The sequence below is a fragment of the Pseudomonas vancouverensis genome (genome assembly GCF_004348895.1).
Classification (GTDB): domain Bacteria; phylum Pseudomonadota; class Gammaproteobacteria; order Pseudomonadales; family Pseudomonadaceae; genus Aquipseudomonas; species Aquipseudomonas vancouverensis.
In genome coordinates, this window is sequence record NZ_RRZK01000029.1 from 228570 (window position 1) to 249895 (window position 21326).

General features: G+C 59.9%; 19 protein-coding genes and 1 pseudogene. 13 read left to right on the forward strand and 7 right to left on the reverse strand.

The window, feature by feature from the left end:
- Nucleotides 1–108 precede the first annotated feature (108 nt).
- Complete coding sequence (locus tag EIY72_RS21585) at nt 109–678, reverse strand: antibiotic biosynthesis monooxygenase (protein ID WP_093226689.1); 570 nt, start codon at nt 676–678, stop codon at nt 109–111.
- Between the two features lie 221 nt (nt 679–899).
- On the opposite strand from EIY72_RS21585, the gene EIY72_RS21590 reads away from it, so the two are divergent.
- Nucleotides 900–1859, forward strand: coding sequence for a MerR family transcriptional regulator (locus EIY72_RS21590; protein ID WP_093226688.1), 960 nt, complete (start codon nt 900–902; stop codon nt 1857–1859).
- A 2-nt stretch (nt 1860–1861) separates the two neighbouring features.
- Here the strand turns inward: EIY72_RS21590 and EIY72_RS21595 are convergent, their stop codons facing one another.
- The gene (locus EIY72_RS21595) at nt 1862–2467 is read right to left on the reverse strand and encodes a hypothetical protein (protein WP_093226687.1); all 606 of its coding nucleotides are present in this window, start codon (nt 2465–2467) and stop codon (nt 1862–1864) included.
- Between the two features lie 54 nt (nt 2468–2521).
- Nucleotides 2522–2998 carry a PAS domain-containing protein gene (locus EIY72_RS21600; protein ID WP_093226686.1) on the reverse strand — a complete coding sequence of 159 codons (477 nt, stop codon included), beginning with the start codon at nt 2996–2998 and terminating at the stop codon, nt 2522–2524.
- Between the two features lie 102 nt (nt 2999–3100).
- Here EIY72_RS21600 and EIY72_RS21605 point away from each other — a divergent pair, with 102 nt between their 5' ends.
- From EIY72_RS21605 to EIY72_RS21635, 7 genes are all read left to right on the forward strand, one after another.
- On the forward strand, nt 3101–3556 hold the full coding sequence (locus tag EIY72_RS21605) for a flavodoxin (protein WP_093226685.1): 456 nt from the start codon (nt 3101–3103) through the stop codon (nt 3554–3556).
- Between the two features lie 222 nt (nt 3557–3778).
- On the forward strand, nt 3779–4561 hold the full coding sequence (locus EIY72_RS21610; RefSeq protein ID WP_093226684.1) for a class II aldolase/adducin family protein: 783 nt from the start codon (nt 3779–3781) through the stop codon (nt 4559–4561).
- Nucleotides 4561–5463 (forward strand): alpha/beta fold hydrolase, encoded by a 903-nt coding sequence (locus tag EIY72_RS21615; RefSeq protein ID WP_093226683.1) that lies wholly within the window; start codon nt 4561–4563, stop codon nt 5461–5463. Before EIY72_RS21610 ends, EIY72_RS21615 begins: the two co-directional genes overlap by 1 nt.
- A 194-nt stretch (nt 5464–5657) precedes the next feature.
- Nucleotides 5658–6569, forward strand: coding sequence for an SDR family oxidoreductase (locus EIY72_RS21620; RefSeq protein ID WP_093226682.1), 912 nt, complete (start codon nt 5658–5660; stop codon nt 6567–6569).
- A gap of 470 nt (nt 6570–7039) precedes the next feature.
- A complete protein-coding gene (locus EIY72_RS21625) occupies nt 7040–8833 on the forward strand; it encodes a DUF1302 domain-containing protein (RefSeq protein WP_093226681.1) in 1794 nt (597 codons plus the stop codon).
- A gap of 23 nt (nt 8834–8856) precedes the next feature.
- Complete coding sequence (locus EIY72_RS21630) at nt 8857–10227, forward strand: DUF1329 domain-containing protein (protein ID WP_093226680.1); 1371 nt, start codon at nt 8857–8859, stop codon at nt 10225–10227.
- Nucleotides 10228–10368: 141 nt separating this feature from the next.
- On the forward strand, nt 10369–12906 hold the full coding sequence (locus tag EIY72_RS21635) for a helix-turn-helix transcriptional regulator (RefSeq protein WP_093226679.1): 2538 nt from the start codon (nt 10369–10371) through the stop codon (nt 12904–12906).
- Between the two features lie 42 nt (nt 12907–12948).
- On the opposite strand, the gene EIY72_RS21640 is transcribed toward EIY72_RS21635, so the two are convergent.
- On the reverse strand, nt 12949–13737 hold the full coding sequence (locus EIY72_RS21640) for an IclR family transcriptional regulator (protein WP_093226678.1): 789 nt from the start codon (nt 13735–13737) through the stop codon (nt 12949–12951).
- 165 nt (nt 13738–13902) lie between these two features.
- Here EIY72_RS21640 and hmgA point away from each other — a divergent pair, with 165 nt between their 5' ends.
- The 3 genes from hmgA to maiA are packed head-to-tail and all read left to right on the forward strand — an operon-like array spanning nt 13903 to nt 17162.
- A complete protein-coding gene (gene hmgA, locus EIY72_RS21645) occupies nt 13903–15207 on the forward strand; it encodes a homogentisate 1,2-dioxygenase (RefSeq protein ID WP_093226677.1) in 1305 nt (434 codons plus the stop codon).
- Nucleotides 15208–15210: 3 nt separating this feature from the next.
- Nucleotides 15211–16515 (forward strand): fumarylacetoacetase, encoded by a 1305-nt coding sequence (gene fahA, locus EIY72_RS21650; RefSeq protein ID WP_093226676.1) that lies wholly within the window; start codon nt 15211–15213, stop codon nt 16513–16515.
- A gap of 11 nt (nt 16516–16526) precedes the next feature.
- Nucleotides 16527–17162 carry a maleylacetoacetate isomerase gene (gene maiA / locus EIY72_RS21655; protein ID WP_093226675.1) on the forward strand — a complete coding sequence of 212 codons (636 nt, stop codon included), beginning with the start codon at nt 16527–16529 and terminating at the stop codon, nt 17160–17162.
- Nucleotides 17163–17650: 488 nt separating this feature from the next.
- Here the strand turns inward: maiA and EIY72_RS21660 are convergent, their stop codons facing one another.
- Nucleotides 17651–18454, reverse strand: a complete 804-nt coding sequence (locus tag EIY72_RS21660) for a SirB1 family protein (protein WP_093226674.1) — start codon at nt 18452–18454, stop codon at nt 17651–17653.
- Nucleotides 18455–18638: 184 nt separating this feature from the next.
- On the opposite strand from EIY72_RS21660, the gene EIY72_RS21665 reads away from it, so the two are divergent.
- Complete coding sequence (locus EIY72_RS21665; protein WP_093226673.1) at nt 18639–19658, forward strand: Glu/Leu/Phe/Val dehydrogenase family protein; 1020 nt, start codon at nt 18639–18641, stop codon at nt 19656–19658.
- Nucleotides 19659–19836: 178 nt separating this feature from the next.
- Here EIY72_RS21665 and EIY72_RS21670 read toward each other — a convergent pair.
- Nucleotides 19837–20076 (reverse strand): annotated as a pseudogene (locus EIY72_RS21670) (YebG family protein); the annotation flags it as partial.
- Between the two features lie 314 nt (nt 20077–20390).
- Here EIY72_RS21670 and EIY72_RS21675 point away from each other — a divergent pair.
- Nucleotides 20391–20891, forward strand: a complete 501-nt coding sequence (locus EIY72_RS21675) for a phosphate-starvation-inducible protein PsiE (protein WP_093226671.1) — start codon at nt 20391–20393, stop codon at nt 20889–20891.
- Here EIY72_RS21675 and EIY72_RS21680 read toward each other — a convergent pair.
- Nucleotides 20888–21205, reverse strand: a complete 318-nt coding sequence (locus EIY72_RS21680; RefSeq protein WP_093226670.1) for a DUF3509 domain-containing protein — start codon at nt 21203–21205, stop codon at nt 20888–20890. The two genes, EIY72_RS21675 and EIY72_RS21680, sit on opposite strands and share 4 nt — an antisense overlap.
- Nucleotides 21206–21326: the final 121 nt, after the last annotated feature.

A 21326-nucleotide genomic window follows, 5' to 3' on the forward strand; every position in this document is an offset into this window, starting at 1 on the left:
GGTAACTTCCGTGGGAGCGAGCTTGCTCGCGATGGCGGGGGATCCGTCAACAATGATGCCGAATGTTCCGCCGTCTTCGCGAGCAGGCTCGCTCCTACAGTTAGGGATTTATTGGTTGTGGCTGGCGGGTTCGGCGGGCAGAGGTCTTGCAGGCGTGCTGTTGAGCCAGTTGGCCAGCAATCGCGTCGACAGCGGAATGAAGAAGTAAACCATCAACGGCGTCAGACACAGCGTGCTGATCAACACCCGAGGCAGCAGGCTCATCTCGCCCAGCAACGGCCCCAGTACAAAATTGAACAGCAGCGAAACCGGAAAGAACGCCAGCCAGATCGCCACGGCCTGTTTCCAGCGTGGCGGGCGCAGGCCGGCAGTGCCGAACCAGCCTTCGATGCCGCTGACGCGATGTTCGGTTTTGTGCGCGAACAGGTCGCTGCCACGCTCGAGCCAGGCGCTGCGCGAGGCGGAGTGCTCCCAGGCGTGCAGGGTCTGCTCGTCGGCGAAGCGGAAGATGATCTGGAATTCGTCATCGTCGGGCGGCGGAGCGAGCACGCCGGAGCCGAGATAACCGGGAAAGTCGGTGGCCAGTTGTTCGCCTTCGCGCAACCAGGCGATCAGGTCCTGATAACGCCCATGGGCGACGCGACGCGCGACCATCAGGGTGACGGGTGAGGCAGACATTTTGTATCTCCGTAATTCAATTGCGTCACTTCGGATAGAAGTTTCGCCAGGCGCAACGCCGGGGTGATGGCTTGCGTCTTGTGACAAGCAAGGATTATTCCTGATTTTGCCGCTAACGTCTGTGAAGTTTCTGCGTACGAGCCACAGGTTAATTTTTACGGAAATTTTACGGGGCGGGGAGTTAAAATAAGATTCGAACGGTACATGGATGTTCAAACACAATGCCCGTACTGACTGATATTGCTTCAGGTGAGCGGCAAACCCCTTCTCTGGATCAGGAACAACTCTTTCCCATTCGCGAGGTGGCGCGCCTGACCGGCGTCAACCCCGTCACTCTGCGCGCCTGGGAACGGCGCCATGGCTTGATCGTCCCTACGCGCACCGAAAGTGGGCATCGCCTGTATTCAATGACCGATATCGAGCGTGTACGCAGTATTCTCGACTGGATCGAGCGCGGCGTGCCGGTCAGCAAGGTCGGCAGGATACTGGCCAAGGCAACGCCCCTTCAGGCGTTGTCCCACATCATTTCCGATGACCTCGTACACGCCGACTATGCGCAATGGCAGCAGCAGGTGTATGCCGCCGTCAGTGCTTTTGACGATGTGCAACTGGACCGGATCTACGGCCAGGTGTTTTCCAGCTACTCCCAGCCCGTGGTGTTCCAGGACATTCTGATGCCTGTGTGGCGGCAACTGCTGCAACGTCAGGATCAGTTCGGCAGGACCAGTGAATGGCTGTTTCTGGATGGCTTTCTAAGGTCGCGGGTGTTGCAGCGGCTGATGCTCAATCGCGACACTCAACCACGGCGAGTGATTCTGTGTGCCCTGGCCGGTCAATGTCGTGAACTTGAGTTGCTGCTGGCGGCGCTGTTTCTCAGCGGCGAGCAAACAGGGGTTCGGCTGCTGCCCCTCGGACAGCCATTCGACGAACTGAGTCTGGTGTGCGACAGGATCAAGCCCAAGGCGTTGGTGTTGTTCTCCAATCACGTGCCGGCCGCCGAGTTGCCCCGGCGTCTGAATCGGTTGGCCCTGAGCCTTGACTGTTCATTGATGTTGGCTGGCGATGCGTCGGAGATGGCGCAGGAGAGCCTGGCCGGATCATCGATAGGGTGCCTGGGCAATGAGGGCGATGTCATGCGCCAGCGCCTGAAACAGTTCCTGGCAGGCAACCTGGATACGTGAAATCAGAGGTGCAGCGTCGGGTGTGTCAACCGATGCTGCTGCAGGATGTACTGGCGCAGGCGCTCGGTTTCGTCCGTATCGCTCTGGCTGAGCTGGTAAGCGTAGAAACCCTGTTCGGTCTCTTTCTCGAAGGTCCCGCGCAAGGCGATCCGCTCGTAGCCTGAAGGGCTGAACCACTGCACGAAATGGCGCGGCGGCTTGGTCTTGTTGCGAATTTCCAGCAGCACGCCTTTGCACGACACTTCATGAACGAACATTGCGCCGGGTTGGCCCTTGGAGTTTTCCAGTGCCACCGGCTCTTCGAGCACCAGCCGCCATGGGCGAACCATCGGCCCGTCTTCATAAATGCTCGGCACGCCGAGGCGCAAATGCAGGGCATGGAACTCGTCTTCCACCAAGTGCAGGGGGAAGGTGATCTGCTGGTTTTCGAAGCTGGCCTGGATGGTCACTTGCTCATGCGCCGCCAGGCGTGTGAGCAAATCACGGATTTGCGAACCGCCATTGACGAGCAGGCTCGACGTGGCATCGCGCACGTTGAGTTGCGGGTTGTGTTGCATGGTCTGGATGAAATCCAGCTCGTCCTGGGTCAGGAGTGCGTCGCGATGCATGGCCAGCTCGAAAGATATAGTTACAAAGTCATTGGTGATTGTAGTTAATGACAACTAATTCGCCGGAATGTTTGCGCCGTTCGTCGCTTTCAGGGCGGCCAGTTCAGCCTGCAACTGCGCTACTTGCGTTTCAAGCTGCGCCACACGCTGCTGCGCCTTGACCTGTACGGTCACGTCTTTCTGCACACCGACAAAATAGGTTTGTCCGTCGTCCGGGTTTTTTACCGTCGAAAGGGACAGTTCGTTCCAGAACGGCGTGCCATCCTTGCGGTAGTTCCTCAAGATTTCCCGGCACGAGCCTTCATTCCGGAGCGTCGTGCGAATGGCCGCCAGGGACTCCTGGTCACGGTCTCCAGCCTGCAGAAAGCGGCAGTCCTGATAGAGGATTTCTTCGCTGGTGTATCCGGTCAGGCGCTCGAAGGCCGGGTTGACGTAAATCAGAATGTTGTCCTGATCGCCTTCCTTTTCCGCCACTACGATTCCATCGTTGGAGGCGTTGATCACCATTTGTAGCAATTGGGCGTTGATCACCGAAGCATCCTTTGCTGATTGATTGTCGATTGCATTCTAAAAGAACAATCAGCACCTTGCTGTTAATATCCGGGTCTTTTACTCGGACTCAGGATCAGTTTGATGAAAGTCGCCATCATTTCCGGCTCGGTATACGGTACCGCCGAAGAGGTCGCCCGCCACGCCGCGAGCCTGTTGAACGCTGCCGGTTTCGAAACCTGGCACAACCCACGGGCAACCCTGGCTGATGTTCAGGCTTTTGCTCCCGATGCTTTGCTGGCCGTGACCTCGACCACGGGCATGGGTGAGCTGCCGGACAACCTGCAACCCCTGTACTCGACGATTCGTGACCAGTTGCCAGCCGCATGGCGCGGTTTGCCGGGAGCGGTGATCGGTTTGGGCGATGCCAGTTACGGCGATACCTTCTGTGGCGGCGGCGAGCAGATGCGCGAGTTGTTTGGCGAGCTAGGTGTGCGCGAAGTCCTGCCGATGTTGCGTCTGGATGCCAGCGAAAGCGTCACTCCGGAAACGGACGCCGAGCCGTGGCTGGCAGAGCTGATCAGCGTATTGCGCGGCTGACGTCACCCCTCGGTAGCCAGTCAGGGTTCTGACGCAGTGGTTGCAGCCCTGTGTCAGGCCCGGTCTGGCGCCGATACTTTGACAGGGATCCGGATTTAAACCTGCACTGACTCGCCGGGCCATCAAGCTGGCTGCCAATGCAACTACAGGTTCGGCACAGGGTGACTAGACTCGGTATTCATTGGAAACACTCCATAATAAAAATGACCGAGGTTCCTTGCCGTGAATGCCGCTTCTTTCGCATCGCAACACAGTGTCAAAGATCAAGTCAGTGCCGCCGAATGGCAAACCCGCGTCGACCTCGCGGCCTGTTATCGACTCGTTGCCCAGCATGGTTGGGACGATCTGATTTTTACCCACATTTCCGCCAAGGTGCCCGGCACCGAAGACTTCCTGATCAACCCGTTCGGGATGATGTTTCACGAAATCACCGCGTCCAGTCTGGTCAAGGTCGACCAGGCCGGCAACAAGCTGATGGACAGCCCCTACGAGATCAACCCCGCGGGCTACACCATCCACAGTGCTGTGCACGAGGTTCGCCATGATGTGACCTGCGTACTGCATACGCACACCGCGTCGGGTGTTGCCGTGTCGGCGCAAAAGCAGGGCATCTTGCCGATCAGTCAGCAGTCGTTGTTCGTCCTTTCCAGCCTGGCGTATCACGCCTATGAAGGGGTGGCGCTCAACCATGAAGAGAAAGCGCGACTGCAGGCCGACCTTGGGGAAAACAATTTCCTGATGCTGCACAACCATGGCTTGTTGACCTGTGGCGGCACCATCGCCGACACCTTCCTGATGATGTTCACCTTCCAGCGTGCCTGCGACATACAAGTCATGGCGCAGACCGGCGGTGCTGAACTGATCGCCATCGAACCGCAAATCCTCGCCGGCGCCAAAGCCATGATCGCCGGCGTTACCAAAAGTGCTCAAGGAATGGGTGGCGCGTTGGCCTGGCCGGCGCTGCTGCGCAAGCTCGATAAACTGGACGCGGGTTATAAACTCTGATGGCACTCGCCGAGATCCCTCTGTGTGTCTGGCGCAAACGCAGCCAGAGCTTCGTCTTCCGTGGCCAGACCCTCCGTTACTGGACGGCGGGGCAGGGTGAGCCGTTGCTGCTCATTCACGGTTTTCCGACCGCCAGTTGGGACTGGCACTACCTGTGGCAACCGCTGGCGCAGCGATACCGCGTGATTGCCTGTGACATGCTCGGTTTTGGCGACTCGGCGAAACCGGCGAACCACGAGTACAGCCTGCTGGAACAGGCGGATCTGCAACAGGCATTGCTCGCTCACTTGAACATTGAGCAGCCTGTGCACGTGATGGCGCACGATTACGGTGACAGCGTCGCCCAGGAATTGTTGGCCCGGCATTACGAGTCGCGTGCGCAAATCGCCAGTTGCGTGTTCCTCAACGGCGGGCTGTTCCCGGAAACCCACCGCCCGGTGTTGATGCAAAAACTCCTGCTCAGCCCGTTGGGCTGGATGATCGGCCGTGCATTCAGTCGCGACGGACTGGTCAAGAGCTTTCGGCAGATTTTCGGCCCGCAAACCCGCCCCAGTGAAAGCGAGATGGATGATTTCTGGAGCCTGGTCGAAAGCCACCGCGGGCCGCGGATCATGCACAAGCTGATTGCCTATATTCCCGAACGGCGGGAGCAGCGCGACCGCTGGGTGACGGCGATGCAGCGCAACGACGTGCCCTTGCGGGTGATTGACGGTGAGGTCGATCCGATCTCGGGTGCGCACATGGTCGAGCGTTATCGGGAGCTGATTCCTGATGCCGACACGGTGCTGTTGCCCGGCATCGGCCATTACCCACAGATCGAGGCACCGTGTCAGGTGCTCAAGCACTACCTGTCGTTCCGCGATCAATTGCTGTTTCCGCCGCGCAAAGTGGCATGCTCATGAGGGGTAAAGGAAAGCACGCAGCCTGAGACATCGCGCTGTTTGCGCTGCCCAGGCTGCTGTTTGCTGCGTCATTGCCGAGTTCATCATCCCCCAGCCTTATCGCGCACCATTCAGCCTCCCCGTTGTTCATTGTGACCCACCGCGCCGTGCCTGAAACTCGGACTCAATGTCCCTTGGCCTGCTGGAGTCGCCCCATGAATGATTCTGTTCGTTTCGAAGATAAAGTCGTGATCATCACCGGTGCGGGTGGCGGCCTGGGGCGGGCGCATGCATTGCTGTTCGCCAAGCAGGGCGCCAGGGTGCTGGTCAACGATCTGGGTGGCTCGGCCCAGGGCGAAGGGGCGAATGCCTCTGCCGCGGATCGCGTGGTGGCGGAAATTCGCGAAGCCGGCGGTATCGCCGAGGCCAACCATGATTCGGTCACCGATGGCGACAAGCTGGTCCAGCATGCACTCGACGTGTTTGGCCGTGTCGACGTGGTGGTCAATAACGCCGGCATCCTGCGTGACAAGACCTTCCACAAGATGGAAGACGCCGACTGGGACATCGTTTATCGCGTGCATGTCGAAGGCGCCTACAAGGTTACCCGCGCTGCTTGGCCGCACATGCGCGAGCAGAATTACGGCCGGGTGATTTTCACCGCATCGACCTCGGGCATCTACGGCAACTTCGGGCAGTCCAACTACGGCATGGCCAAGCTCGGTCTCTACGGCCTGACCCGCACGCTGGCCATCGAAGGCCGCAAGAACAACATCCTGGTCAACGCCATCGCCCCCACCGGCGGTACGCGCATGACCGAAGGCTTGATCCCGCCGCAGGTGTTCGAACAGCTCAAGCCGGAGCTGGTGAGCCCGTTGGTGGTGTACCTGGCCAGCGAAGACTGTCAGGACACATCCGGTCTGTTCGAAGTGGGCGGTGGCTGGATGGGCAAGGTGCGCTGGGAGCGTAGTCTCGGTGTCGGCTTTGATCCACGGGCCGGTTTCTCACCGCAGGACGTGGCGGCCAACTGGCAGCAGATTTGCGACTTCGAGGGGGCGGCGCATCCGAAGGACAATATCGAAGCGCTGAAGGAAATGATGGGGAATCTGCAGAAGTATTCGATCTGATCTTCGCTGCTTTACACCCCTTGTAGGAGCCAGCAAGCCGGCTCCTACAATTATCCAGTGCATCCCTACCCCGTAAATAGCGCCCATAAAAAAGGCCGCTGCAAACGCAGCGGCCAAGGTAAGACGTTGGATCAAGGAGCTACAAATCAACGTCAGTGAACAGGGGCGATAAACCGAATCTCGATCCATCTGAAATCTGTGGGTAATGGCGCATGCCGTTATCCGATGCTTTCGGCTGTCTGCCGTGAAAGCCCGCTCAGAATAAGCCCTTGGTGACAAAGGAAAAATACTGATTCCGGACATGCTCTGTTGCAGTCTGAGCAACAGTGCGCGCGCACGCGATGCCCCCAGGTGATGCCTTGGCGCCAGTCATCCTTTGGAGGTACAGCGCGAATACCTCCTTGGTGCGCTTATCGACCCCGTTGCCCGGCAGTAGGGTGAGGCCTTCTGTCACTCACCGGGGAAGACGCATGACAAAAACAACAATGCGCGCCATCTTCACACCGCACGCACTGGCGGCTGCGGTGGCCTTGGGCTGTTGTGCCCAGGCACAGGCCGTTTCATTCAACATCGGGGAAATCGAGGGGACATTCGATTCGTCCCTGTCGGTCGGCGCGAGCTGGGGTATGCGCGATGCCGACAAGTCGCTGGTGGGTATTCCCAACGGCGGGACCGGCCAGGCGTCGACCGGTGATGACGGGCGACTCAACTTCGGCAAAGGCGAAACCTTTTCGAAGATCTTCAAGGGCATTCATGACCTGGAATTGAAGTACGGCGACACCGGCATGTTCGTGCGTGGCAAGTACTGGTACGACTTCGAACTGAAGGATGAAAGCCGTCCGTTCAAGGACATCAGTGATCACAATCGCAAGGAGGGCGCCAAGTCCTCGGGCGGCGAAATCCTCGACGCCTTCGTTTATCACAACTACTCCATTGCCGATCTGCCGGGCACGGTTCGCGCCGGTAAACAGGTGGTCAGTTGGGGTGAAAGCACCTTCATCGGCAACTCCATCAACAGCATCAACCCGATCGACGTATCCGCATTCCGCCGGCCCGGAGCCGAGATCAAGGAAGGCCTGATTCCGGTCAACATGCTGTTCGCCTCGCAGGGACTGACCGACAAGTTGACCGTCGAAGGTTTCTACCAACTGGAATGGGACCAGACCGTTGTCGACAACTGCGGCACATTTTTCGGCAACGATGTGGTGGCCGACGGTTGCAACAACAATTACACGGTTGCCAGCCCGGCCATCGCGCCGTTGCAACCGGTTGCCGCAGCGTTTGGCCAGGGCTTCGAGGTCACCCGGGAAGGGGTGGTGGTTCCTCGCGGTCAGGACCGCGATGCGCGGGATTCGGGGCAGTGGGGTACCGCACTGCGCTGGTTGGGGGATGACACCGAGTACGGCCTGTATTTCATGAATTACCACAGCCGCACACCCAATGTCGGTACGACCACGGCCGGCCTCTCCACGCTGGCGAGCATTCCCGGGATTGTCGCGGCGGCCAACCGGCTTGCCCCTGGCAGCGGCTCGGGTCTTGCGCAAAGCGTGATGCTCGGTCGCGGCCAGTACTACCTGGAATATCCGGAGGACATTCGCCTCTATGGGGCGAGCTTCTCCACCACTTTGCCGACCGGCACGGCGTGGACCGGGGAGATCAGCTACCGACCCAACGCACCGGTGCAGATCAATACCAACGACCTGACCCTGGCAATGCTCAACCCGATTGCCGGAGGTGCGGCTTCGCCTATCGCGACTGCGCCGGGCGCCGACAACAAGGGCTATCGACGCAAGGAAGTGACACAGGTCCAGAGCACCCTCACGCACTTTATCGATCAGGTTGCCGGCGCTGATCGCCTGACCCTGGTGGGCGAAGCGGCAATGGTCCATGTCGGTGGCCTGGAGGCCCGCAGCAAGCTGCGTTATGGCCGCGATTCGGTGTACGGCCAGTACGGTTTCGGCGGCGATACCGATGGCTTCGTGACCTCGAATTCGTGGGGTTATCGCGCCCGGGCGATCCTCGATTACAACAACGTCATTGCCGGGATCAACTTCAGGCCCAACCTCTCCTGGTCCCACGATGTCGTCGGCTACGGTCCCAACGGCCTGTTCAACGAAGGCGCCAAGGCCATCAGCCTCGGTGTCGATGCGGACTATCGCAATACCTACACCGCAAGCCTCAGTTACACCGACTTCTTCGGCGGCGACTACAACACGCTCACAGACCGTGACTTCGTGGCGCTGAGCTTTGGCGTGAACTTCTGATCTGGCTGAAAAGGATGACTTCAATGCGCAAGATGATTTTGCAGTTCGGTACGGTGCTGGCCCTCAGTGTGTTGGCCGTGCAGGTGATGGCCGCGGTCTCGGTGGAAGAGGCCAATCAGCTGGGTACCTCCCTGACGCCGCTGGGCGCCGAGAAGAAGGGCAATGCCGATGGCTCGATTCCAGCCTGGACCGGTGGCATTGCAAAAAATGCCGGAGCGGTGGACAGCAAAGGTTTTCTGGCCGACCCCTTCGCCAATGAGAAACCGCTGTTCATCATCACCGCGGCCACCGTCGACAAGTACAAGGACAAGCTGTCCGACGGCCAGATCGCGATGTTCAAACGCTACCCGGAAACCTACCGGATTCCGGTCTATCCGACCCACCGCACCGTGGCCCTGCCAACGGAGATCTATGAGTCGGCCAAGCGCAGTGCGTTGAACGTCACACCGATCAACGACGGTAACGGCCTGGCCAATTTCACCGGCAATCGCTATTACGCCTTCCCGATTCCGAAGAACGGCGTGGAGGTGATCTGGAACCACATCACCCGTTATCACGGCGGCAATCTGCGCCGTACCATCACCCAGGCGACGCCGCAGTCCAATGGTGATTTCACGGTGATCCGTTTCAAGGACGAAGTCGCCGTGCCATCGCTGCTCAGTGATTTGAAACCGGGCAGCGACGATAACGTCCTCAACTACTTCAAGCAGGAAGTGACGGCGCCGGCGCGTCTGGCGGGCAACGTGTTGCTGGTTCACGAGACCCTCGATCAGGTCAAGGAACCGCGCAAGGCGTGGATCTACAACGCCGGCCAGCGCCGCGTGCGTCGTGCGCCACAGGTGGCCTATGACGGCGTGGGGACGTCTTCCGATGGCCTGCGTACCACCGACAACTTCGACATGTTTTCCGGTGCGCCGGACCGTTATGACTGGAAGCTGGTCGGTAAAAAGGAGATGTACATTCCGTACAACAGTTACAAGCTCGACTCGCCCAACCTCAAGTACACCGACGTGATCAAGGCCGGGCATATCAACCAGGACCTGACTCGTTATGAATTGCACCGGGTCTGGGAAGTGGTTGCCACGGTGAAACCCAACGAGCGGCACATTTATGCCAAGCGCCATATGTACATCGATGAAGACAGCTGGCAAGTGGCGCTGGCGGATCACTACGATGGTCGTGGCCAGCTCTGGCGAGTGGCCGAAGGGCACGCACAGTTCTACTACGATCATCAGGTGCCGGCCTACACCGTCGAAGCCCTGTATGACCTGATTGCCGGTCGCTACATCGCGCTGGGCATGAAGAACGAAGAGAAGCGCAGTTTCGAATTCAACATCGATGCAAAAGCCGGGGACTACACGCCGGCAGCCTTGCGGAGTACGGGAGTTCGGTAATCGTCCTACAGCCACTTACACATAAAGGTGACCTTATGGTCACCTTTTTTATGGGGGGCGATCAGTGTGTTGAATACTTCTTCAACAAGCGACCGGATGAGGTCTAGGGTGGCGCCAGAATTATAAAAAAGGCGCACCACCATGACTGCAATGACGCACTGTCGGGAACGCCCGGGGATCCTGCCGCGATTGTCGGCTCATCATCTGTCTCGTGAGCGATTGACGGGGCCGATAATGGTCTCGACCGCGAGGGTGAGATTGCTCTGCGCACCCGCCGGCAGTGGCAAGAGCGCGCTGCTCACCGAGTGTCTGCTGCGAGCGCCGCAAGACTGTCAGGTGTGTTGGCTGCCGCTGGCCGGGGCGGCGTTAACGGCAGACGAATTGTTGTCACGACTGGCAGCGGCGCTGGGCCTGCCGTCTGCCCAAGAGGCCGGTTTACTGGAGCACCTCGCACGAATACACACGCCCATCTGGCTGTTTCTCGACGACTACTGCCGCACCCCGAATCCTCAGCTTGATCGTTTGCTCGACCGCCTGTTGTCTGTGCCCAACCCGGCGCTGACCTGGTGGCTGGGCACCCGACGGCGTCCGGCCTGCAACTGGCCGCGCTTGCTGCTCGATGACGAACTGTACGAGTGTGAAGGCCGCACGTTAGGGTTCTGCGAGGCGGAAATCGGCGAACTATTGCGCCATGTCGAACCGGCGCTGGCTCGGCAAACAGCGAAAAAAATCCACGAGCGCAGTGATGGCTGGTGCGCCGGTGTGCGGATCGCGTTGCTCAATGGCTGCCCATGGTCGGCTGAACAGGGACGTTCCGCGACCTTGCTTGATTACGTGCAACACGAATTGTTCAGCAGCCTGTCGCCTGAGCTGATCGAAGTGTGGCGCGTACTGGTTTACTTGCCGCGATTCAACGCCAGCCTCTGCGAGCACCTGTTCGGTGCCGGGGAGGGTGCGCAGTGGTTGCACAGGTTGCAGGAAATGGGTTGTTTCATTGAACCCTGGGAGGCCTCGAGCGAATGGTTGCGGGTCTTCGAACCTTTGGCCCTGGCGTTGCGCGAAGAACCGGCCGAGTCGGAGCGCTCCTGGCATCGACGGGCGTGCCAATGGTTCAGTGCCCGGGAGGATTGGCAGGGCGCGTTCGAACAGGCATTACTGGCGCAAGAGCACGAAGTTGCGGTGAGCCTGTTGCAGCACTTCAGTCTGGAGCACCTGTTCAAACGCCAGAACGCCAGTTGGCTGCTGAAGCTGCATGAGCAGATGGGCGAGCAATTGACCTTGGGCACGCCACAACGGGTAGGCCTGGTCAGCGCAGCGTTGTTGTTCGCCGGACGCTTTGATCAGGCCGCCGAATGCATGGGGCAAATGGCACGTTTCGCACCGCAACCGACGGCCATCGCGCAACGCCAGTTATTGGCACGCTGGCAGGCACAACAAGGCTGGCTCCTGCATTTGCTGGGGCGCATGTCGGCGGCCCGGGAACATTTCATCGAGGCGCTGCAAGCGCTGGATGTCGATGCCTGGCCGGCGCGCCTGTTATGTCTGTCGGGCTTGACCCAGCAAGCATTGCTCAACGCAGACCTCGACGCCGCCCAGACCCTCAACCGCGATGCTTTGTGCCTGGCGCGCGCGCAGGGTTCGCTGCTCTTCGAGGCGTTGTTGGAGCTCGATCATGCGCAGCTTCTGGAGATGCGCGGGACACCCGGGCGCGCGGCACAGCTGTTGGCCGATGTGCATGAACGGCTCAAGCCACTGGCTGATCGGCCGACGCCCTTGCTGGGGCGGATTGCCTTGCGGCGCGGGCGCCTGGCGTTGTGTCAGGGGCAGGTGGCGCAAGCTGGCGAGCATTTTCAGACGGGGCTGGATGACTGTCTGATCAGTCGGGACAAACATGTGCTGTACGGGTTTCTCGGGCAGGCGCAGATCGCCGCCAACCTGGGTGACTACGCCCAGGCGTTTGACCGCCTGCGCGAAGCCGAACGCTTGATGCAGCAGCGGCAGATCCCGGACACCGTTTACCGTAGCGTGCTGCTGCAAGTCAGCAGCCATTTCTGGTTGCAGCAAGGGCGCCACGAACTGACCTGCGAAGCACTCACCCGCGTACTGCGCCATTATCGAGGACCCCGCGCACGGCAAGCCCCACCGGCTACCTTTCAATTGCTGGCGCGCGTCGAGTATCAACTGTTGCTGGCCGAAGCCCATTTGAATCAGGCGCCACGCGCGCTGGATCAACTGCAGATACTGCTGGAGCATGCGCAACAACACGCCATGCTGGCGCTGGAGACCGAGTTGCAGTTGGCGATCTGTGAGGTGGCCGATCTGAGCGGTGAAACTGCCGTGGCCCGAGACTCGCTGGAAGCCGGCCTGGTCTTGGTGGATCGCTGTCAGGGGCAGCAGGCCTTGTGTGACTTGAATTTGCGTCAGCCGGGTCTGCTTTGTCGTTTGAGAGGTGAGGGGCCAAGAGCGGCGGCGGGGGCAGATACCACCCTGTTGAGTCAACGCGAGCTTGAAGTGCTTGGGCTGATCGCTCAAGGCAACTCCAATCAACAAATTGCCCGGCAATTGTTCATCTCGTTGCACACGGTGAAAACCCATGCCCGGCGTATCCACAGCAAGCTCGGCGTCGAGCGCCGAACACAGGCGGTGGCCATGGCCAGGCAGTTGGGTTTCAGCGTGTAACAGGCTGCCGAGGCCAGCCTCGAGCGGGCCGGATCATTCAGTTCAAACGGTCGGCTCGAAACCCATTCGCCAGCTGACTGCGCGGCTGGCAGACAGCAGGCGCTGCGCCGCTGGGCCGTTTTCATCGGCGTGAAACAGCGACGTCGGCCCGACCACTGTCAGTACCGCGGCAATCCTGCCCATGGCATTGAACACCGGTGCCGACAACGCATCGACGCCGGGCATCAGTAAACCATGCACATGATGCAGGCCGCGTTGGCGGATCTGTTCGCACATCGTCGTGTAAGTCTGCTCGTCTGCCAGCGCATGGGGCGTGCTGACTTGCAGTTCCTGATCACGCAATTCCACGGTTTCCCGCGCGGGAAGATAAGCACCGAACACCAGACCGGTCGAAGAGCTGAGCAACGGCAGTACCGAGCCCAATTGTGTCACCACCGTCACCGCGCGCACGGCCGGTTCGATATGCACTACGGTCGCACCCTGATTGCCCCATACCGCGAGGAAACAAGTTTCGTTCAAGTCGTCGCGCAGCTCGGCCAATGGCAGTGCGGCGACTTTCAGCACGTCCATACTGTTGAGTGCCGCCAGGCCCACGCGCAAGGCTTCGCGGCCCAGCCCGTAGTGGTTGGTGGCGGCATTCTGTTCGGCAAAACCGCTGGCGATCAGCGCCTGCAAGTAACGGTGAACCTTGCTCGCTGGCATTTGCACATGCTCGGCCAGGCGCGACAGCGAGGTCGAGGGCGACAACTCGGCCAATGCCTTGAGAATGTCGGTGCCGACCTCGGCCGAGCGGACTTTCTGTTTGCCGTTGCTGTCGCTGGTCTTTTCCATGGTGGTGCCGTGATCCCGGGACGAATGGGCGTCTTTATAGCTTGACGGTCAATACCAATCAAATTACGTTATGCGTAATTGAATTACGACAATAACAACCCAGGCGTGCCAAGACCTCTGCAGCAGAGCGAACGGCCACTGCCGACTCCCTGTTCAGGAGGCTCCATGAACTCCGATGCAACGACGCCAGCGCTGACGTATCTGTCAGGCTTCGGCAACGAATTCAGCAGCGAAGCGCTACCCGGCGCACTGCCTGTCGGCCAGAACTCCCCGCAGAAAGCCCCGTACGGTCTGTACACCGAACTGTTTTCCGGCACCGCCTTCACCATGCCGCGCAGCGAGGCGCGACGGACCTGGATGTACCGCATCCAGCCATCGGCCAATCACCCGGCATTCGTCAAACTCGAGCGGCAACTGGCGGGCGGCCCGTTGGGTGAAGTCACCCCCAACCGCCTGCGCTGGAACCCACTGGACCTGCCTGCCGAGCCGACCGACTTCATCGATGGCCTGGTGAGCATGGCAGCCAATGCGAGCGCGGAAAAACCGTCCGGGATCAGCATCTACAACTACCGCGCCAACCGTTCCATGGAACGTGTGTTCTTCAATGCCGACGGGGAAATGCTGCTGGTGCCCGAGATGGGGCGCCTGCGTATAACCACCGAGCTCGGTGTGCTGGACGTGGAACCGCTGGAAATCGCAGTGTTGCCGCGAGGCTTGAAATTCCGTGTTGAATTGCTCGACCCGCAAGCCCGCGGGTACGTCGCCGAGAACCACAGCGCACCGCTGCGCCTGCCGGATCTGGGGCCGATCGGCAGCAATGGCCTGGCCAACCCGCGGGACTTCCTGACCCCGGTCGCGGCTTACGAAAACCTGCAGCAGCCCACCACCCTGGTACAGAAGTTCCTGGGCCAACTATGGGCCTGCGAGCTTAACCACTCGCCGCTGAACGTGGTGGCATGGCATGGCAACAACGTGCCGTACAAATATGACCTGCGTCGTTTCAACACGATTGGCACGGTGAGTTTCGATCACCCTGATCCGTCGATCTTTACCGTATTGACCTCGCCGACCAGTGTTCATGGCCTGGCCAATCTCGACTTCGTGATCTTCCCGCCACGCTGGATGGTCGCCGAGAAAACCTTCCGTCCACCGTGGTTCCACCGCAACCTGATGAACGAATACATGGGCCTGATTCAGGGCGCGTACGACGCCAAGGCCGAAGGTTTTGTGCCGGGCGGTGCGTCCTTGCACAGCTGCATGAGCGCCCACGGGCCGGATGGCGAAACCTGTACCAAGGCGATCAACGCCGAGCTGGCGCCGGCGAAAATCGACAACACCATGGCTTTCATGTTCGAGACCAGCCAGGTGCTGCGTCCGAGCCGTTTTGCCCTCGACTGCCCGCAATTGCAACCGACTTACGATGCCTGCTGGGCCACATTGCCCGCTACTTTCGACCCGACCCGGAGATAACCCATGACGCAGACTTCCATCACCCGCAGCTGGGTTGCATCCGCCAACGGGCATGCTGATTTCCCACTGCAGAACCTGCCGTTGGGTGTGTTCAGCATCGACGGTTCGCTACCCCATAGCGGCGTGGCCATCGGCGAGCACATCTTTGATCTGCACGCTGCGCTGGATGCCGGGTTGTTCGAGGGCGTCGCGAAGGCCGCCGTCGAAGCCACCCTTGGCGGGCAATTGAATGCCTTTTTCGAACTGGGCCGCGAAGCCCGTGTAGCGCTGCGGGAGCGTCTGCTGGAACTGTTCGCCGAGGGCAGCAGCCTGCGGGGCAAGATCGAAGCACAAGGCACGAAGCTGCTGCCGTTGGCGGCGGACTGCACGATGCATCTGCCGGCGAAAATCAACGACTACACCGACTTCTACGTGGGCATCGAGCACGCGCAGAACGTCGGCAAACTGTTCCGTCCCGATAACCCGTTGCTGCCTAACTACAAGTACGTACCCATCGGCTACCACGGCCGCGCCTCGACCATTCGCCCGTCCGGCACCGACGTGCGCCGTCCGAAAGGCCAGACCTTGCCGGCCGGCCAGAGTGAACCGGTTTTTGGCCCCTGCGCACGCCTGGACTACGAGCTGGAGCTGGGCATCTGGATTGGTCAGGGCAATGACATGGGCGACTCGATTGCCATTGGCGACGCTGCCGATCACATCGCCGGTTTCTGCCTGCTCAACGACTGGTCGGCCCGCGACATCCAGGCCTGGGAATACCAGCCGCTGGGGCCGTTCCTGTCGAAAAGCTTCATCACCAGTATCTCGCCGTGGGTCGTCACCGCCGAAGCGCTTGAGCCGTTCCGCCGTGCCCAGCCGGCGCGTCCGCAAGGCGATCCGCAGCCATTGCCTTATTTGCTGGACAAGCGTGATCAGGCAGCAGGCGGCTTCGACATCGAGCTGGAAGTGCTGCTGACCACCGAAGCCATGCGCGAACAGCATCTGCCGGCTCATCGTCTGACACTGAGCAACACCCAGCACATGTACTGGACCGTGGCGCAAATGGTCGCGCACCACAGCGTCAACGGCTGCCAGTTGCAGGCTGGCGATCTGTTCGGCTCAGGGACTTTGTCGGGACCGGAAAATGGTCAGTTCGGCAGCCTGCTGGAGATCACTGAAGGCGGCAAAAAACCGATCGAGCTGGCGTCGGGTGAAGTGCGCAAGTTCCTCGAGGACGGCGACGAAATCATCCTGCGTGGTCGTTGCCGCCGTGAGGGTTTTGCATCCATTGGTTTCGGTGAGTGCCGCGGCAAAGTGCTGGCGGCGCGCTGAGAGGAGCGGGCATGGAACTCTATACCTACTACCGTTCGACTTCGTCCTACCGGGTGCGTATTGCTCTAGCCTTGAAGGGCCTGGATTACCAGGCGCTGCCGATCAATTTGATTGCAGCCCCTGGTGGCGAGCATCGTCAGCCGGCGTACCTGGCCGTCAATCCGCAAGGCCGCGTGCCGGCCTTGCGCACGGATGAAGGTGAGTTGCTGATCCAGTCTCCGGCGATCATCGAGTACCTGGAAGAGCGTTATCCACAGGTGCCGCTGCTGTCCAGGGATCTCGTTGCTCGCGCTCACGAGCGCGGTGTGGCGGCGGTGATCGGCTGTGATGTGCATCCGCTGCACAATGTCAGTGTGCTCAACCGGCTGCGCCAGTTGGGTCACGATGAGGTGCAGGTGGTTGAGTGGATCGGGCACTGGATCAGCCAGGGGGTGGCGACGGTGGAACAGCTGATTGGTGATGAAGGGTACTGCTTCGGTCCCGAGCCGGGGCTGGCGGATGTCTACCTGATCCCTCAGTTGTATGCTGCCGAGCGCTTCGGTATTTCTCTTGAAGCGTATCCGCGTATTCGGCGGGTGGCGGCGTTGGCTGTAGCCCATCCGGCGTTTATCAAGGCGCATCCGGCGAATCAGCCGGATACGCCGTAACGCTTCGTCCAGAACCTGAGGGGGCTGGCTTGCAAGCGATAGTTATCTGGCGATCGACCTATGTTTTGTTAACGGTGTACATATCCATTCCTTCGGTAAAGGCGGCTTAGGGTTTCGCCCTTACGGCGAGTCCCTTTTGTCAAACGACACAAAAGGAACCAAAAAGTCTTGCCCCAGCGTTCGGCCCCTCGCAGGGGCTCGGGGTCCCTTCGCTCCGGCATTCATCCGGGGGCATCGCCTACGGTTTGCTTCGCTGCACCTCCTCTCGATGTGTTTGGCTGTGCCAAACGGTCGCTGCGCTCCCACCCCCAGATAAATCCCTCCACTCAGCCTGCCGAAGGGGCCGGTGGATCAAGATCAAGAGCGGCTGCCGAGCTAACGCTCATCCTGTCGATTGGTGAAAAACAGGCGGTGTACGCGGCTTTTGTTTTTTGCTTTTGCTTTTCTGAGGAGCCGGCTTGCTGGCGAGTTTAAGGACATCGATTGCTTCAGTGAACGATAGCGTTGGGCGGCAAATGCCCCAGTCGCTCGGTCAGGCGAATGCGCTGGATCGGATCGTCGCTGAGCAGCAGGGCATGCTCCAGATCGAAGCGCTCTGCGTTCGGGCAGTCCAGGCGTTGATACAAGCTGGCCCGGGCCAGGTAGTCGGCTGCGGTGGCGTTGCCCAGTTCGAGCACGCGCTCGGCGTCGATCAGTGCACCGATGAAGTCGTCGTGAGACAGGTGCAACTGGCGCAGGTTTCGCGACAGGCGTTGCAGCATCTGCACCGGTTGCGCTGTCACCAGGTGCTCGGCGCTCAGTTTCATGTTCGCGCCGTATTGGCGATGCAGCAACTCGCGGCAGTCGTTGGGGTAGAGGCGACGGCCGCCGCAGGGGTCGAGCAGGTGGTCGGCGCCCGGTACGCGCAACAGGAAGTGCCCCGGGAAATTGACGCCAACCAGAGGGATTTCCAGTCCCCGGGCCAGCTCCAATGCAATGAGCCCCAACGCCAGCGGTTGTCCACGACGGCGTTCCAGCACTTTATTGAGCAAGGCCACTTGCGGACGCAGTGGCGTGAAGTCGTCCTGGGCAAACCCCAGGTCATTCATGCGTCGTAGCAGCGGTTGCGCCAGTTCGTTGACTGGTAGCATCGGCAAACCGCCGCTGACGCGCAGTTGCAGTTCTCGGAAATCCGCAAGCACCGCTTCGGGTTTCACTTCGCTGTCGTGTTCCACCGCAATCCATAGCGCCGCCTCGAACAGCGCGGGCGGTGAACGTTGCAGGCAGTCGAAGAACGAGCGGCGCGGGGTCATCGGAATCTCCGGGCAATGCCTCGTTTTAGCCCACGTTTACGGCATTCGTCCAGTGCCGTGCAGGGGGTGCTTGAGGTTATTTCCGAAAGCCAGCATGACCGTCGCGCTTATTCCGGTGCGCTTCAGCAATTTTTGGGCGCAAGCCTATACTGGCGACTACAAGAAGTGATTCGGGAGCTTTACGATGTTCGCTCTCATGCAAAGCACTCGCCTTGAATCGCTGCATCTGAGCGTTGACCCGGTTACCGGGTTGAAGGCGGTCATTGCCATTCATAACAGCCGGTTGGGGCCTGCCCTGGGCGGTTGTCGTTACCTTGCCTATCCCAACGATGAATCAGCGGTCGAGGATGCCGTGCGCCTGGCCCAGGGCATGAGCTACAAGGCTGCGCTGGCCGGTCTGGCCCAGGGTGGTGGCGTTGCGGTCATCGTGCGCCCGGCCCATGTGGAAAATCGAGCCGCGCTGTTCGAAGCCTTCGGACGTTGCATTCAGCAACTTGAAGGTCGCTACATCACAGCGATCGACAGTGGCACCTCAGTGGCGGACATGGATTGCATCGCCCAGCAGACCCAGTTCGTCACCAGTACCACTTCGGCGGGCGATCCTGCGCCCCATGCCGCCATGGGGGTGTTCGCCGGGATTCGCAGCACCGCGATGGCCCGCTTGGGCAGCGACAATCTCGAAGGCCTGCGTGTGGCGATTCAGGGGCTGGGCAATGTCGGTTACGCACTGGCAGAGCAGTTGCACGCCGCGGGCGCGGAGTTGCTGGTCAGCGATATCGATCACGGCAAGGTGCAACTGGCCATGGAGCAACTGGGTGCGCACCCGATTGCCAACGATGCCTTGCTCAGTACACCGTGTGACATTCTCGCGCCCTGCGGACTGGGTGGCGTGCTCAACAGCCACAGCGTGACGCAATTGCGTTGCTCGGCGGTGGCTGGCTCGGCGAACAACCAGCTGACTCATCTGGACTGTGCCGATCAACTGGAACGGCGCGGCATCCTTTATGCGCCGGATTACGTGATCAATGCCGGCGGGTTGATCTACGTGTCGCTTAAACACCGCGGCGAGGAGTTACCGACGATCACCGCGCACCTGTCGAAAATTAGCTCGCGCCTGACCGAAGTGTTCGCCCATGCCCAGGCAGAAAAACGTTCGCCCGCCCGGGTTGCCAACGAGTTGGCCGAGAAAGTGTTGTACCGCTGACACCCTCGCGAGTTTTCCACAGGCATGAAAAAGGCCTTGGGTTTTCGACCCAGGGCCTGTTCAATTCTGCTGTCGCTTACTTCGCGGCTTTGCTGGCCTTGGCGGGCTTGGCCGGCTCGGCGATCTCGACGGCTTCCACCACTTCGGCAGGTTCAGCTGCTTCTACCGGAGCGCTGAGCAATTCGGACAGGGCATCCGGCTGGCTCTTGAACGCCTTGGCGAACACATCGCGATTCTTCGCCATGTAGATCCCGGCCTCTTCCACTTGTTGCTCGCTCAGGGACGGCACGGCTCTTTGCAACACTTCAGCCAGCAGTTCAGCCAGTTCGAGCATTTTGTCATGACGGTCAGCTTCGGCTTTATCCATGAACAAGCGCTCCAGATCTCGGCTGCTGCGGTATACCACTTCGACGGCCATTCACCACCTCACATGCCTTCACATTGGTTGTCGATTTCGACTACTGTATCTATATACAGCGAAAAGGATAATGGAATCCCCGGGGTTTGGGTAGTGGCTTTTTAATGTAGTCCGGTTTCCGCGTTTGTCAGGTGCAGCGCATTGTTCCCGTCGCGAACAGGCTCGCACCTGCAGGCCGACTCAAGTGCGACCAAACGCCACGGCGCGTATTTCAGGGCGGCTCGCCATCATGGGCTGGCCTTTTTTCTGCATGCAGAAAAACCGTCATGTCCAACCCGCATCATCCGCTCGAGCCGACTTAAGGAAGCATCATCGTGAAAATCAACTGGGCCGAAAGGCTGCGCCAGAACGTACATGAACTGGCCGAGTCGCTGGGCAACCTGTTCGTCGAAACCTTCCACTATCTGGCGCTGTTCGCCATCGGTGCGGTGACCGCCTGGGCGGCGGTGATGGAGTTTCTCGGCATGCTCGAGCAGGGGCATATCAAGATCGATGACATCCTTTTGCTGTTCATCTACCTGGAACTGGGGGCAATGGTCGGAATTTATTTCAAGACCAACCATATGCCGGTGCGCTTCCTGATCTATGTGGCAATCACCGCGTTGACGCGCTTGCTGATCTCCAACGTCTCGCATCACAACCCGCCGGACCTGGGCATCATCTACCTGTGTGGCGGGATTCTGCTGCTGGCGTTTTCGATTCTGGTGGTGCGTTACGCCTCGTCGCAATTTCCTTCGGTGAAGATTGAAAACCCGCAACGCAAGACGGGTGCGGGTTCCGGTGAGCATCCGGAAGTCGAGAAGGGCGAACTTTAAAGGCCCAACACCGGGCGATGGCGGCCTTTGGCGCGTGGCGGCGGCAAGCTGAGATTGTCGCTGCTGGTCATGGCTTCAAGGATGGCCATGGCGCTATGGCCCTGTTCGATGGCAATGCCGAACTGAATGCTTTGCACCAGCCGCTTGAGGCGCTGGGGATCGTTACGCTGTTCGGCACTGATCATGCGCTTGGCCACGATGTGGCCACTGTTGGAGAGGGTCAGCATGATGCTGCCATCCAGGCCCTGAATGCTCAGGTTGATTTGATAGTCCGGTGCAAAAGCATCGGTAATGAGCTGGAAAGGGTTGTCCATGATGCGTCACCGCTGATTGAACGTGCAGTTGTTGACCGGCCGTGATCAGGTTGGTTCGCCATACCGGACCATCGGCCATCTCGCCATCAATGTTCATCAGGGAAGTAGCAAGGCCCATGCC